This window comes from Thermoactinomyces sp. CICC 23799, from assembly GCF_016055145.1.
Classification (GTDB): domain Bacteria; phylum Bacillota; class Bacilli; order Thermoactinomycetales; family Thermoactinomycetaceae; genus Thermoactinomyces; species Thermoactinomyces intermedius.
This window is the reverse complement of the sequence record NZ_JAECVV010000010.1, coordinates 1-13437: the sequence shown is the minus strand read 5'-3', so window position 1 is coordinate 13437 and position 13437 is coordinate 1. Positions and strand designations below refer to the sequence as shown.

At 48.4% G+C, this 13437-nt stretch carries 12 protein-coding genes; 11 read left to right on the top strand and 1 reads right to left on the bottom strand.

From position 1 onward, the window contains the following. Nucleotides 1-20: 20 nt before the first annotated feature. Nucleotides 21-1169, bottom strand: coding sequence for a sporulation integral membrane protein YtvI (ytvI, locus tag I8U21_RS13020; protein ID WP_181732467.1), 1149 nt, complete (start codon nucleotides 1167-1169; stop codon nucleotides 21-23). A 437-nt stretch (nucleotides 1170-1606) separates the two neighbouring features. Here ytvI and citZ point away from each other — a divergent pair, with 437 nt between their 5' ends. The 11 genes from citZ (at nucleotide 1607) to pstB (I8U21_RS12965) (ending at nucleotide 13044) form a co-directional block, all read left to right on the top strand. Then, nucleotides 1607-2719 carry a citrate synthase gene (gene citZ / locus I8U21_RS13015; protein ID WP_181732466.1) on the top strand — a complete coding sequence of 371 codons (1113 nt, stop codon included), beginning with the start codon at nucleotides 1607-1609 and terminating at the stop codon, nucleotides 2717-2719. 239 nt (nucleotides 2720-2958) lie between these two features. Continuing rightward, nucleotides 2959-4254, top strand: a complete 1296-nt coding sequence (icd, locus tag I8U21_RS13010) for an NADP-dependent isocitrate dehydrogenase (RefSeq protein ID WP_181732465.1) — start codon at nucleotides 2959-2961, stop codon at nucleotides 4252-4254. A gap of 19 nt (nucleotides 4255-4273) precedes the next feature. Further along, nucleotides 4274-5215, top strand: a complete 942-nt coding sequence (gene mdh, locus I8U21_RS13005) for a malate dehydrogenase (protein WP_181732464.1) — start codon at nucleotides 4274-4276, stop codon at nucleotides 5213-5215. Nucleotides 5216-5438: 223 nt separating this feature from the next. Further along, the gene (locus I8U21_RS13000; RefSeq protein ID WP_181732463.1) at nucleotides 5439-5912 is read left to right on the top strand and encodes an FAS1-like dehydratase domain-containing protein; all 474 of its coding nucleotides are present in this window, start codon (nucleotides 5439-5441) and stop codon (nucleotides 5910-5912) included. Nucleotides 5913-6050: 138 nt separating this feature from the next. Beyond that, complete coding sequence (locus I8U21_RS12995) at nucleotides 6051-6764, top strand: response regulator transcription factor (RefSeq protein ID WP_181732462.1); 714 nt, start codon at nucleotides 6051-6053, stop codon at nucleotides 6762-6764. After that, nucleotides 6761-8512, top strand: coding sequence for a two-component system histidine kinase PnpS (gene pnpS / locus I8U21_RS12990; RefSeq protein WP_181732461.1), 1752 nt, complete (start codon nucleotides 6761-6763; stop codon nucleotides 8510-8512). The genes I8U21_RS12995 and pnpS overlap by 4 nt, the downstream gene beginning before the upstream one ends. A gap of 121 nt (nucleotides 8513-8633) precedes the next feature. Beyond that, nucleotides 8634-9536, top strand: coding sequence for a phosphate ABC transporter substrate-binding protein PstS family protein (locus tag I8U21_RS12985; RefSeq protein WP_198054045.1), 903 nt, complete (start codon nucleotides 8634-8636; stop codon nucleotides 9534-9536). A gap of 71 nt (nucleotides 9537-9607) precedes the next feature. Continuing rightward, nucleotides 9608-10546 carry a phosphate ABC transporter permease subunit PstC gene (gene pstC / locus I8U21_RS12980; protein WP_181732459.1) on the top strand — a complete coding sequence of 313 codons (939 nt, stop codon included), beginning with the start codon at nucleotides 9608-9610 and terminating at the stop codon, nucleotides 10544-10546. A gap of 1 nt (nucleotide 10547) precedes the next feature. Beyond that, the gene (gene pstA / locus I8U21_RS12975) at nucleotides 10548-11438 is read left to right on the top strand and encodes a phosphate ABC transporter permease PstA (protein WP_181732458.1); all 891 of its coding nucleotides are present in this window, start codon (nucleotides 10548-10550) and stop codon (nucleotides 11436-11438) included. Nucleotides 11439-11451: 13 nt separating this feature from the next. Next, entirely contained in the window at nucleotides 11452-12273 is an 822-nt protein-coding gene (gene pstB / locus I8U21_RS12970; protein WP_181732457.1) for a phosphate ABC transporter ATP-binding protein PstB, read from the top strand. Nucleotides 12274-12288: 15 nt separating this feature from the next. Further along, nucleotides 12289-13044: a phosphate ABC transporter ATP-binding protein PstB gene (gene pstB, locus I8U21_RS12965; protein ID WP_181732456.1), complete on the top strand. Its 756-nt coding sequence runs from the start codon at nucleotides 12289-12291 to the stop codon at nucleotides 13042-13044. Nucleotides 13045-13437 lie beyond the last annotated feature (393 nt).

Here is a 13437-nt window from a genome sequence, read left to right as displayed (position 1 = left end):
TTGGACGGGATTTTTTCATTTCAATCTTTTTTCTGCCGGAGAACCGGCGGTTCATGACCGAGGATGTATTTCCAAATATCTTGGAAGACTCGTGCCCGGTGAAGAGCCATTAAAATCACAACCGTGACCGGCCCAAGGATCAGCCCGATGATGCCAAACAGCTTTAAGCCGACAAACAACGAGATCAGGGTGAGCAACGGATCAATGCCGATGCTGCTTGCCACGAGTTTGGGTTCAAGGAATTGACGGACGGTGATAATGATTCCGTAAGTGATGGAAAGGCCGATTGCCCATTGGAGGTTACCGGTCAAAAACAGATAAATGATCCAAGGAACCAAAACGGCGCCGACACCCAGATAAGGCAGCAAGTCCACCAGCCCGATGATAAATGCGATGGTAAAGGCATACGGAATTTTTAATATCGTCAGCCCGACCAACATGATCACAGCCGTGATGGTGACCAGGGCAAGTTGTGCACGGACAAATCCGAGTAACGCTTTTTTTAAATCCGTTAAAATGGACCGGATTGTTTTTTGTATGTCAACGGGGATCACCCATAATATTTTTTTACGTAAGCGCGGCCAATCCCAACCGATAAAAAGGGCGGCAAGCGTGATAAAGACAAGGACCGTGATTAAATAAGGCAGATTGCTGATAAACTGGCCGATTGCCACCAGGATTCCGGTGATGAATTCGCTTCCTTTATCGGCAATCACCCCGATGTTTTCCTGGATACTTTGGGAAATGCGTTGTTCATGCTCGGGATTTTTTTCCAGATACGTTTGCACGGTATCAATGATCCGGCGAAAATCAGTGTTTTCTTTCGTGAATGTCTGAACAAAAGTTTGCCCGATCTTATTGAAAATCACCGGCAGGAAGTCCGCCAACTTCGTTAATTCAACCACGATTTCGGCAACCAAAAAAATAATCAGCGTCAACAACAGGCTCAGAAGCAACAGCAGGATCAATGTCACTCCCGCCCAACGGGGGATTTTGGCCCTTTTGTTCAGCCAGCGGACCATCGGCTCGATGAACATGGCGATCAACCAGCCGATCACAAAGGGATACACCAGCGGCATGGTGACCGAAACCAATAAATATGTACCCAGCAGGATGCCGGCCACCAGAAGGGACCGGAGAATGATTCCCATCCATTTAGGATAAACCATCTGACGGGGACCTCCCAGTTACAACGTTCTTTGCCATTTTTATTATACCATGGAAAAAGACAAACCAAGGAGAAAATCAAAGCAAAATATTCGTTTAATTTGTTCAATTATAAACAATAGTGAATAACTGATGTGATAAATTGTTCAATTTATGATAAAATGAAAATCGATATAAAAAGCTGGGCACTACCAAAATTATAAAATGTATAAATTTAAATAATAATATTTATTATGATTCTGCTAAATATTATTATTTAATAAATAAGGATAATAGAAAAGTCCAAAATTTGTGTAAATACGAACAAATGATGTTTTATTGAAAAAGATGTTTTATAATCAGTAAAGAGAATGATGGTTCATTCATTAAAAAATTTTAACCGTTTTCAATAAAGGTAGTGTCCCACATGGCATAGATCTTTGAGTAAAGGAGCGATCATATGACGGTTGCAAAAGGTCTTGAAGGTATCGTGGCGTGTTCTTCCGAGATCAGTTCGATTATTGATGGGGTTTTAACATACCGTGGATATAACATTGATGACCTGGCCGATAACGCAACGTTTGAAGAAGTGGCTTTCTTATTGTGGAAAGGCCATCTTCCGACACGGTCGGAGTTGGACGAGTTAAAGAAAAATTTTGAGGATTATGCAGAGATCCCGGATGTCATTTATGAACAATTGAAAGCGTATCCGAAAGATGTCCACCCCATGGGAGTGTTGCGCACGGCTGTTTCCACATTGGCCCTGTATGATGAGGAAGCCGATGATAATAGTCTGGAAGCAAATCAAAGAAAAGCGATCAAATTAACAGCTAAAATCCCGACCATTATTACAGCCTTTGCCAGAATCCGCCAAGGACTGGAACCGGTTACTCCCAAAAAAGGATTAAGCTTTGCGGCAAACTTCCTGTATATGTTAACGGGCGAAGAACCTTCTGACGTATCGGTGAAAGCGTTTGATAAAGCGCTTGTGCTCCACGCCGACCATGAGCTGAATGCTTCCACGTTTGCCGCCCGGGTGACCACGGGAACGCTTTCTGATATCTATTCGGCGGTGACCACAGCGATCGGAACCTTAAAAGGACCGTTGCATGGCGGTGCCAATGAACGGGTTATGGCCATGTTGGAAGAAATCGGAAGTCCGGATCGCATCGAAACGGTGATCCAAGACAAATTGGACCGCAAAGAAAAAATCATGGGCTTCGGTCATCGTGTCTACAAAAACGGGGATCCGCGCGCCAAACATTTGCGGGAAATGTCCCGTCAATTGTCCAGTCAACACGGGGACAGCAAATGGTATGACATGTCCACCTCCATCGAGAAACTGGTGACGGAGAAGAAGGGACTCAAGCCCAATGTCGATTTCTATTCCGCTTCGGTTTACACTTATCTGGGCATTCCGCGGGATCTTTTCACGCCAATTTTTGCCATGAGCCGCGTGACCGGATGGACCGCTCACATCTTGGAGCAATATCGGGATAACCGTCTCATCCGTCCCCGTGCGGAGTATGTGGGGCTGACCAACCAACGTTATGTTCCGGTTGAAAAACGGTAAAAGGCATTTCTATTCATTCCGGCATCATCCCCATCCCGTGAATGCGGATGGCGGGATGGGGCAGGACCTCCCCACCTCGCAAGATCCACTGAATTTTGTTAAAATAAAATGGTGAAGGCGGACGGGTGGCCGGTTTTTCTCTGAATCGATGCTTGCCAGCACCTGTTCAGTGGGATGTTCGGGCAGGACGGGCCATTTTCTCCTGTCCCTTTTCGGATTATTGTAAAGGAGTGTGAAAGATGGCATTGTTTAAACAGTTAGAAGCGCCAACGAAAGGTGAACCCATTAAAGTACAAAACGGAAAGCTTCAAGTCCCCGACAATCCGATTATTCCTTTCATTGAAGGTGACGGAACCGGTCCCGATATCTGGGCGGCGGCCAAACGGGTTTTGGATGCCGCGGTTGAAAAAGCATATCAAGGAAAAAAAGAAATTGCCTGGTATGAAGTGTATGCCGGCGAAAAAGCTTACAACCAATGGGGAGAGTGGTTGCCGGAAGACACGTTGACGGCCATTCGTGAATATTTGGTTGCCATTAAAGGCCCGTTGACCACACCCGTGGGTGGCGGAATCCGTTCATTGAACGTGGCTTTGCGACAAGAATTGGATTTGTATGTATGCTTGCGTCCGGTTCGTTATTTTGAAGGCGTTCCTTCTCCCGTGAAAAAACCGCAAGATGTGGATATGGTCATCTTCCGGGAAAATTCCGAGGATATTTATGCCGGAATCGAGTGGGAAGCCGGAAGCGAAGAAGTGAAAAAAGTCATCCAATTTTTACAAGAAGAAATGGGCGTGAAAAAAATCCGCTTCCCGGAAACGGCCGGAATCGGGGTCAAACCGGTTTCTTCGGAAGGAACCGAGCGCTTGGTGAAAGCGGCCATCGATTATGCCATTGAACATGGACGGAAAAGTGTCACTTTGGTACATAAAGGAAATATCATGAAGTTTACCGAAGGGGCCTTTAAAAACTGGGGTTATGAAGTAGCCGAGCGTGACTACAAAGATCAGGTGTTCACTTGGGCCGAGTATGACCGCATCAAAGAAGAGAAAGGAACGGAAGCGGCCAACGAAGCGCAAGCCAAAGCCGAAGCGGAAGGAAAAATCATCGTAAAAGATGTGATTGCAGATGCCTTCTTGCAACAAATCCTGACACGTCCTGCCGAATATGATGTCATCGCCACCTTAAACCTGAACGGGGATTACATTTCCGACGCATTGGCGGCACAAGTTGGCGGAATCGGAATTGCGCCGGGAGCCAACATCAACTACAAAACCGGGCACGCCATTTTCGAAGCGACACACGGCACGGCTCCCAAATATGCCGGAATGGATAAAGTCAACCCGGGTTCGGTGATCTTGTCCGGCGTCTTGATGCTGGAACATCTGGGATGGCAAGAAGCAGCGGATCTCATTTACCAATCCATGAGCAAAACCATCAGCAACAAAACCGTTACGTATGACTTTGCCCGCTTAATGGATGGAGCAACGGAAGTCAAATGTTCTGAGTTTGCAGACCACCTGATTCAAAACTTGTAAGATTTGAGGAGGATGCCAAATGGCCATACGACGCAGAAAAATTTCTGTCATCGGTGCGGGATTTACTGGCAGTACAACAGCATTAATGCTTGCACAAAAAGAATTGGGTGACGTTGTACTTGTGGATATCCCAAAAGCGGAAAACCCCACGAAGGGAAAAGCGTTGGACATGTTGGAAGCCAGTCCTGTCCAAGGATTTGACGCCAACATCATCGGAACCAGCAACTATGAAGACACCAAAGATTCGGACTTGGTGATCATCACGGCCGGAGTGGCGCGCAAACCGGGAATGAGCCGGGATGACCTGGTCAACATCAACGCCGGAGTCGTCCGTTCCGTGACGGAACAAGTGGTCAAATATTCCCCGGATTGCATCATCATTGTGTTGACTAACCCGGTGGATGCAATGACCTATGAGGTTTACCGTACCTCCGGTTTCCCGAAACATCGTGTGATCGGACAATCCGGCGTGTTGGACACGGCACGTTTCCGCACTTTTGTTGCCCGGGAATTGAACGTGTCGGTGGAAGACGTCAGCGGATTTGTTTTGGGAGGCCACGGGGACGACATGGTGCCTTTGGTGCGTTACTCCTATGCAGGCGGCATCCCGTTGGAGAAACTGATTCCCAAAGACCGTCTGGATGCCATTGTGGAACGGACACGCAAAGGCGGCGGGGAAATCGTCAACTTGCTGGGGAACGGAAGCGCGTATTATGCGCCGGCCGCTTCGCTGGTCCAAATGGCCGAAGCGATTTTGAAAGACAAAAAACGCATTTTGCCGGCGGTTGCTTATCTAGAAGGCGAGTACGGTTACAACGATTTGTATCTCGGGGTGCCGACCATTTTGGGCGGAAACGGTTTGGAAAAAGTGATCGTTCTCGATTTGACGGAAGAGGAAAAGAAAGCCTTGGACAAATCGGCGGAATCGGTGAAAAGCGTGATGAAAGTTTTACAGCAATAACAAGCGCCTTTGCCCGGAGTCGGACGATGCTCCGGGCATTTTCTTTACCAAAAAACGGCGGTGGGATGCATGAAAAAACGGTGCGGCAGGGAAAACTAGGCATAAACAAGATCATCAAGCTGCCCGCCGGCATGGATAGGTCTTTTTTGAAGTCTTTTTGCTTTTCTATGAATTTTCATTCAAGTATGCTAAAATGAAAGCGGATACATAGGGAGGGGTTCGCTTGGACTTTGGAAAATTAGTGACCACAGGAAAAGGTTGGAACGAAATACAAGTGGGCGACGGGATTCAAGTCAAGAAAAAGGTGATTTTGCGTGATATTTTTGCATATCTGGGAGCGGCAGACGACTGCAATCCCATTTACCTGAAAGAAAGTTATGCGGCTCAGATAAGATACCGCCAGGTGATCGTTCCGTCCGGACTCATTGTCAGTTGGATATCCGCATTGATTTCTTCAGAGCTGCCGGGTCCCGGAAGCGTTGTGAAAGAGATGCGTTTGTCTTTTCCTGAAACCTTTCACCCGGAAAATGAAATTTCTTTTTCACTGACGGTGAAGGACAAGAATCCGGCGGACCGGAACATTACTTTACAGGTTCGGGTCACCGGCGATGAGCGCACCATTGCGGAAGGAGAAATCGATGTATTGCCGCCGCAACCCTTAAATCCCATGATGGACAATCTGTTGGATAATTTTTGATAAAGGACGAAAGCACCTTCTTATGGGAAGGTGCTTTTTTTACTTTTTCTTAACTTTGTTATGTTATGATTTGCTTTGTAAATAAAAGATGAAATAATTTGGAATAATTCATGACGAGAATAAAAGGGGTGAACGGTAATGAGCAAAAAAATCCTGGTGGTGGATGATGAACCGTCCATTGTGAAGTTGGTGCAATTCAATCTGAAGAAAGAAGGGTATCAGGTTGAGGTGGCGTATGACGGGGAAATGGCGTTGGAGATGGCGGATCAATTTCATCCGGATCTGGTGGTGTTGGACTTGATGTTGCCCAAAATGGACGGGTTGGAAGTCTGCCGCAGGCTCAGGCAGGAGAAAAGGCATATTCCCATTTTGATGCTGACGGCCAAAACGGATGAACTGGATAAAGTGCTGGGGCTTGAGCTCGGTGCCGACGATTATATGACCAAACCATTCAGCCCGCGGGAGCTTTTGGCACGTGTCAAAGCCATTTTCCGCCGGATTGAGGTGTTGAGAAAGGAAGCGCAGGAACGCGGGAACCCGTCGGTGATGCGGATCGGGAATTTGCAAATCGATCCGGAAGGATATGTGGTGTTAAGGGATAACCAGGAAATTGATTTAACCCCGAAAGAATTTGAGTTGCTCTTATACCTGGCCTGCCACCGTGGAAAAGTGCTGTCAAGGGATCAATTGCTCAATGCGGTGTGGAATTATGATTATGTCGGCGATTCCCGGATCGTGGATGTTCATGTCAGCCATTTGCGCGACAAGATCGAGGCGGATTCGCGCAACCCCGTCTATATCAAAACCGTTCGCGGAATCGGATATAAATTTGAAGGGCCCAAAGAAAAATGAGATCACTGAGAGCGAAAATCACATGGTCTTTTTTGATTTTGATCGGGTGCTCCGTGCTGGGAACCGGGGTTTTTGTGGCTTTGCTGCTCCGATCTTCCTATTTGGATTCATTAACCGACCGCTTGGAAAAAGAAAGCAAAGTGCTGGCTGAAACCGTGCAATGGACGGATCAGCAAGCATTGAAGAAGCAAAAAGAGTTGTATGAGCGGACGTTGGGAGTGCACGTCGATTTCTTTGACGTCCATGGCAGGCCGCTTGGCAAAGCGTCATTGGATTCAAAAACAGGGCCGCAATTTCCCGAAGTGAAAAATGCATTGGCAAGCGGGAAAGACGGGGGTGTGCGAACCGCGATCCGGGATGATTATTTGCATGCTGCCGTTCCGGTTCAAAAAGGAAAAGAAGTGGTCGGGGCAATCCGGCTGTCTTTGGATATCAAAGTTGTGAATCAGTCACTGCACCAAGTGTGGGTTTCCCTGGTGTTGGGACTTTTGATTGCTTATGCTTTGGCCGCTTTTTTCAGTTCCCGCATTGCCAGCGGAGTCACCCGTCCGTTGGAAGAAATCACCCAAGTGGCGGTCGACATTGCCCGCAAAAATTTTCATCGCCGGGTCCGGCATGAAAGCGGGGATGAGATGGCGCATTTGGGGCAAGCGATCAACCGGATGTCCCACAGTTTGCAAAAACAGATGGAAATGATCCGGAAAAACGAACGCCGGTTAAACAGCATCATCGAATCGATGGAAAGCGGCTTGATCATGATTGATGCTACCGGCAAAGTAAGTCTGGCCAACCGGGCGTTTGAGCGGATGTTCGGGATTCCCGAAAGTGATTTGATCGGCCGTTCTTTTAAGCAATTAACTTATCCTTATGACATTCGCTCGCTCATTACCGAATGTGCCGAAAAAAACATGCGAATCCGTAAAGAAATCCATTTGTACTATCCGGAAGAAAAGATGCTGGAAGCCAACCTGGCACCGATGTGGGTGGAAAAAAACGGAGTCGGCGTGGTAGTGGTTTTTCATGATTTGACCGCCATCCGGCGTCTGGAACAATTGCGCAAAGATTTTGTGGCCAATGTGTCCCATGAATTGAAAACACCGATCACTTCCATCCGGGGATTTGCCGAAACATTGTTGGATGGAGCGATGTCCGATCAGGAAACATGCCGGGAATTTCTTGGGATTATTCATGGAGAGAGTTTGCGGTTGGAACGGCTGATTGGCGATTTGCTGGAATTGACGCAAATCGAATCAAAAAGGATGATTTTGAAATTGGAGCAGGTTCCGGTTAAAAACCTGCTTGAAAATGTGAGCAAGACGGTCAAAGACCGGATCTTCAGCAAAGGGCTTTCCTTTTCCATGGAAATTCCGAAACCTTTTGAGGTGGAAGTGGATCAGGACCGGTTCAGGCAAATTTTGTTGAATCTGCTTTCCAATGCCATGAACTACACTCCACGAGGCGGGTGCATCACCGTCCGGGCCACCGGCGATGACAAAGAATGGACGCTTGTGGTTCGCGATACGGGAATCGGCATTCCGGCCGAAGATTTGCCGCGCATTTTTGAACGCTTTTACCGGGTGGACAAAGCCAGATCCCGCGATTCGGGAGGCACCGGGCTGGGATTGGCCATTGTGAAACATTTGGTGGAAGTGCACCAAGGGAAGATTGATGTGGAAAGCCAGGTGGGACAAGGCACGACATTCCGGTTGACTTTTCCCCTGCACCTGAAGGAGGACGAAATCGTGTGAATCAAAACAGCTGTGAGAGATTAACAGAATCTTAACAGCTGTTTTATTTGTATATAAAAGAAAAAGATTAAAGTTCAAAGTGTTAAACGGAATCATTCCTGACGGTAGGGGGACTTTTACCATGCTGAAAAAAGGATTTTTACTTGCAGGTGTTTTGCTTTTCGCCCTCGGAACTTTGACCGGTTGTGGAGGCAACAGCCAAGGCGAGGGCAACGGACAGTTGTCCGGCACGTTGACCGTGGTGGGTTCCACCGCCATGCAACCGCTCGTCGATGAAGCGGGCAATGCCTTTACCGCCAAGAATCCCGGCGTGCAAGTCAATGTTCAGGGCGGTGGAAGCGGAGCGGGATTCAGTGCGGTCATGAATGATACGGCCGATATCGGAAATTCCGATGTCTTCGCTGAAGAAAAAGAAAAAATCGATCCCAATCAAGTCGTTGATCATAAAGTGTTCGTTGTCGGGATTGCACCGGTTGTCCATCCGGATATCGGGGTCGGTGATGTGACCCGGCAACAACTGATTGATATTTTCACAGGCAAAATCAAAAACTGGAAAGAGCTTGGCGGAAAAGATCAGCCGATTGTCCTGGTGAACCGTCCGGCCAGCTCCGGGACACGGGCGGCCTTCACCAAATACGGATTAAACGAAAATCAGGAATTCCGCGGTGAAGGCGGCATTGAGGAAGAATCATCCGGAACGGTTCGCAAAATCGTCTCGGAAACGCCCGGAGCCATCGGATATCTCGCCTTCTCTTACGTGGATGATTCGGTGCGGGCATTGAAAGTGGATGGTGTCGAGCCAACCAATGAAAATGTGTACACCAATCAATGGAAAATCTGGGCGTATGAACACATGTACACCCATAAAAACGGCAAAAACAAAGAGTTGGAAGAAGCTTTCATCCAATATATCCAGTCCGATGAAGTGCAAAACGGATTGGTGAAAAAACTGGGGTATATCCCCATCAGCGAAATGAAGGTGGAGCGGGACGTTGAAGGCAAGGTGACACCGATCCAATCATAAATTTCCGGCATCCTGACGGGACAGGGGTTTGCAAACTCTGTCCCTTTCATTGGACAGGAAGGAGATGGAAGATGGAACAAGTTGCTTCCGCAAACCGTTCGCTGAAAGAAGAACTGATTCAGCCCGAACGGAAAATGTTGAGAATTGAAAAACGAGGAAAAATCATCACGCTTCTTTGTGCGTGGATTTTAATCGTGACCTTATTTTCGCTCATCTGGTTTATTGCTTCCAAAGGAATTGCCCCGTTTTTCCGAAACGAAATCACCTTGTCTGAATTTTTTTCATTGCAATGGGGTCCCGCCATTTCACCGGAGCAAGGCGGCCCTTTTTACGGAGTGCTTACTTTTGTGGCCGGTTCGCTGGCGGTTGCCGCGGGTGCGGTGATCATCAGTGCCCCGCTCGGGATCGGTGCAGCCATCTTTATGACGGAAATTGCGCCGGGTTGGGGGAGGAAAATTTTGCAGCCGGTCACTGAAATGTTGGTGGGAATTCCGTCTGTCGTTTACGGATTCATCGGCCTGACGGTCATTGTTCCATGGATACGCAGCGTGGCCGGCGGTTTGGGATTCGGCTTGTTATCCGGAATGCTGGTTTTGGCCGTGATGATTTTGCCCACCATCATCAGTGTCGGGGCAGATGCCATTCAAGCCGTCCCCAAAATGGTTCGGGAAGGCTCTTATGCACTGGGGGCCACCCGCTGGCAAACCATTTCCCGGCTGGTGGTTCGTTCGGCGATGCCCGGATTGATGACCGGAGTGGTTTTGGGAATGGCCCGGGCGTTCGGGGAAGCCTTGGCGGTCCAAATGGTGATCGGAAATGCCCCCAATTTGCCGGTCAGCTTCACCACCCCCATCAGCACCCTGACCAGTGTGATCACTTTAAACATGGGAAATACCGTCCAAGGAACAACCGAACATGATGTGCTGTGGTCGATGGCACTGATTTTGCTTCTCATGACCCTGATTTTTATTTTTTTGATCCGTTTTATTTCCCGAAGGAGAGAAGATTGACATGAACGCAAAAGTTACCGACCGGATCGCAACCGCGATCTTTTATGCGATCGCCGTTTTGATCGTCGGAATGTTGCTCGGACTGATCGGTTTTATATTGATGCGCGGTTTGAAAGTGGTGGATTGGGCGTTTATCACCGAAGCGCCGGGTTCGGTTTTGACCGGTGGCGGAGGTGTCGGGCCGCAGTTGTTCAATTCCTTTTATCTTCTGGTGTTGACGATGTTGATCACCATCCCGTTGGGGCTGGGTGGCGGCATTTACATGGCGGAGTATGCCAAACCCGGCAAACTGACCGGTTTCATACGCCTGAGTATCGAAGTGTTGTCTTCCCTTCCTTCGATTGTGGTCGGTCTTTTCGGCTTGTTGGTGTTTGTCCAATACACCGGATGGGGATATTCGCTTCTGGCGGGGGCGCTGGCTTTGTCCGTCTTTAACCTGCCTTTGATGGTGCGGATTGTGGAACAGTCTTTGGCCTCGGTTCCCCGGGAGCAGAAGGAAGCCAGTCTGGCTCTCGGAGTGACGCATTGGCAAACGATTTGCAGAGTGTTGCTTCCTGCTGCATTGCCGGGGATCATCACCGGGACCATTTTGGCCTCGGGCCGTGTGTTTGGGGAAGCCGCCGCTTTGTTGTTTACCGCGGGAATGACTTCGCCTCCGCTGGATTTTACCCATTGGGATGTCACCTCACCGGCTTCACCGATCAATCCGTTCCGTCCGGCATCAACGCTGGCGGTTCATATTTGGAAAGTCAATGCCGAAGGGATCATTCCTGATGCCAAGGAAGTGGCTGCCGGGGCTTCTGCTTTGCTGGTGATCGCTGTTTTGATTTTCAATCTGCTTGCCCGTTGGTTGGGGCGGTGGATTCATGCACGCCTTACATCCAGTCGATAAGGGGGAATGCGGGATGTTACAAACGGTCGGGTTGCCTGTGAAGGAAAAGAAAAAACAGGGCCGGCAACCGGAAACGAAAAACCGGGTGGTTCAGTTGGAAACCGTCGGTTTGAACGTTTATTACGGCGAAAATCATGCGGTGAAAGATGTGAATCTCCCTTTCCATCAACATCATGTCACGGCATTGATCGGCCCTTCAGGATGCGGGAAGTCCACCTTTTTGCGATGCTTAAACCGGATGAATGACACGATTCCGGGCGCCCGTGTGGAAGGAAAAATTTTGGTGGAGGGCATTGACATCAACGACTCGGGGATCCATGCCAATGCCTTGCGGCGCCGGATCGGGATGGTGTTTCAACGCCCCAACCCGTTTCACAAATCGATTTATGAAAACATTGCTTTTGCTCCCCGGATTTACGGAGCCAAGAAAAAAGAGCTGGACGGACTCGTTGAGGACAGCTTGAAGAAAGTCGGGTTGTGGGAGGAAGTCAAGGATCGTTTGCATCAGTCTGCCTTGACGCTTTCCGGCGGACAGCAACAACGGTTGTGCATTGCCAGAGCCATTGCCATGAAACCGAAAATCCTTTTGCTGGATGAGCCCACTTCCGCGCTGGATCCGGTATCCACGGCCAAAATCGAGGAGTTGGTCCGGGAATTAAAAGAAGAGTTCACCATTGTCATGGTGACCCACAACATGCAGCAGGCTGTCCGGGTTTCCGATTATACGGCTTATTTTTATATGGGGCGTTTGATTGAATGGAATGAGACCCGAGAGCTGTTTACCCGGCCCGGGAAGAAAGAGACCGGGGATTATTTGACCGGACGATTTGGTTGAAGGAAGGGGAGTCAAATGGCGGACAAAATCTCCATTAAACAATTCAATCTCTTTTATGGGGAGAAGCAGGCGTTGAAAAACATTCAATTCAATATCAGGAAAAACAAAGTCACAGCATTGATCGGTCCCTCCGGGTGCGGGAAGTCCACCTTGCTCCGGAGCATCAACCGGATGAACGACATGATTCCGGGGGTGAAGACTTCCGGCCGGATTTTGATCGACGGGAAAAACATTTATGAACCGGAAGTGGACTTGGTGCAACTCCGGAAAAAAGTGGGGATGGTTTTTCAACAACCCAACCCTTTCCCCGTTTCCATTTACGATAATGTGGCGTACGGGCCCCGTGTTCACGGGGTGAAAGAAAAAAAGAAGCTGGATGAGATTGTGGAACGGACATTGACGCAAGCCCATTTATGGGAGGAAGTGAAGGACCGGCTTCACCGGTCGGCCATGGGGTTGTCGGGAGGACAGCAACAGCGTTTGGTGATTGCCCGCGTGTTGGCGGTGGAGCCGGATATCATTTTGATGGATGAACCGGCTTCCGCCTTGGATCCGGTTTCCACCGAACGCTTGGAAGAGTTGGTTGTCCAGTTAAAGGAAAATTACACCGTTGTGATGGTCACTCACAATATGCAACAAGCCGCCCGGGTGTCGGATCAAACCGTGTTTTTCTTAAACGGAGAAGTGTTGGAAGCAAATGACACCCGGCAACTGCTTACCCGGCCCCGGGATCGCCGGACGGAAGAATATATTCAAGGCCGGTTTGGCTGAGGAAAGGAGAGGGTCCTTCTTGGCCCGCCCGTTGGATCAAGAATTCCACTTCAGTAAAGCTTGTGCCCAACCTAACTTTAATTCCTTCTGGGATTATATGGATCTTGAAAAACTCGAACACCTGAAAATTCAATATACACAAAAACTGAAGCACATTGCTTGACCTGCAAAAGAGCAGGTTTATTTTTTTTAATTAAAAATGTAAATGCAATTTGTTAAAGATTAGTTAGAAATTCAATTGTCTAGGAGCCGGATATTTTTTAAAATTAATAATTGTTTCTTGTACAATATATCTAAAGAAATAAGAAAGGAGGAAACGGGGTTACGGATTTTCGTACCCGTCGAATGTATGGGAAAACATTTTGTTCGGTTTCTCCTTTTGTTTATGATCAT

Excerpts from the sequence above, each read along its gene's own strand:
- ytvI (WP_181732467.1), bottom strand. The coding sequence starts at position 1,169 with ATGGTTTATCCTAAATGGATGGGAATCATTCTCCGGTCCCTTCTGGTG.
- citZ (WP_181732466.1), top strand. The coding sequence starts at position 1,607 with ATGACGGTTGCAAAAGGTCTTGAAGGTATCGTGGCGTGTTCTTCCGAG.
- icd (WP_181732465.1), top strand. The coding sequence starts at position 2,959 with ATGGCATTGTTTAAACAGTTAGAAGCGCCAACGAAAGGTGAACCCATT.
- mdh (WP_181732464.1), top strand. The coding sequence starts at position 4,274 with ATGGCCATACGACGCAGAAAAATTTCTGTCATCGGTGCGGGATTTACT.
- I8U21_RS12995 (WP_181732462.1), top strand. The coding sequence starts at position 6,051 with ATGAGCAAAAAAATCCTGGTGGTGGATGATGAACCGTCCATTGTGAAG.
- pnpS (WP_181732461.1), top strand. The coding sequence starts at position 6,761 with ATGAGATCACTGAGAGCGAAAATCACATGGTCTTTTTTGATTTTGATC.
- I8U21_RS12985 (WP_198054045.1), top strand. The coding sequence starts at position 8,634 with ATGCTGAAAAAAGGATTTTTACTTGCAGGTGTTTTGCTTTTCGCCCTC.
- pstC (WP_181732459.1), top strand. The coding sequence starts at position 9,608 with ATGGAACAAGTTGCTTCCGCAAACCGTTCGCTGAAAGAAGAACTGATT.
- pstA (WP_181732458.1), top strand. The coding sequence starts at position 10,548 with ATGAACGCAAAAGTTACCGACCGGATCGCAACCGCGATCTTTTATGCG.
- pstB (WP_181732457.1), top strand. The coding sequence starts at position 11,452 with ATGTTACAAACGGTCGGGTTGCCTGTGAAGGAAAAGAAAAAACAGGGC.
- pstB (WP_181732456.1), top strand. The coding sequence starts at position 12,289 with ATGGCGGACAAAATCTCCATTAAACAATTCAATCTCTTTTATGGGGAG.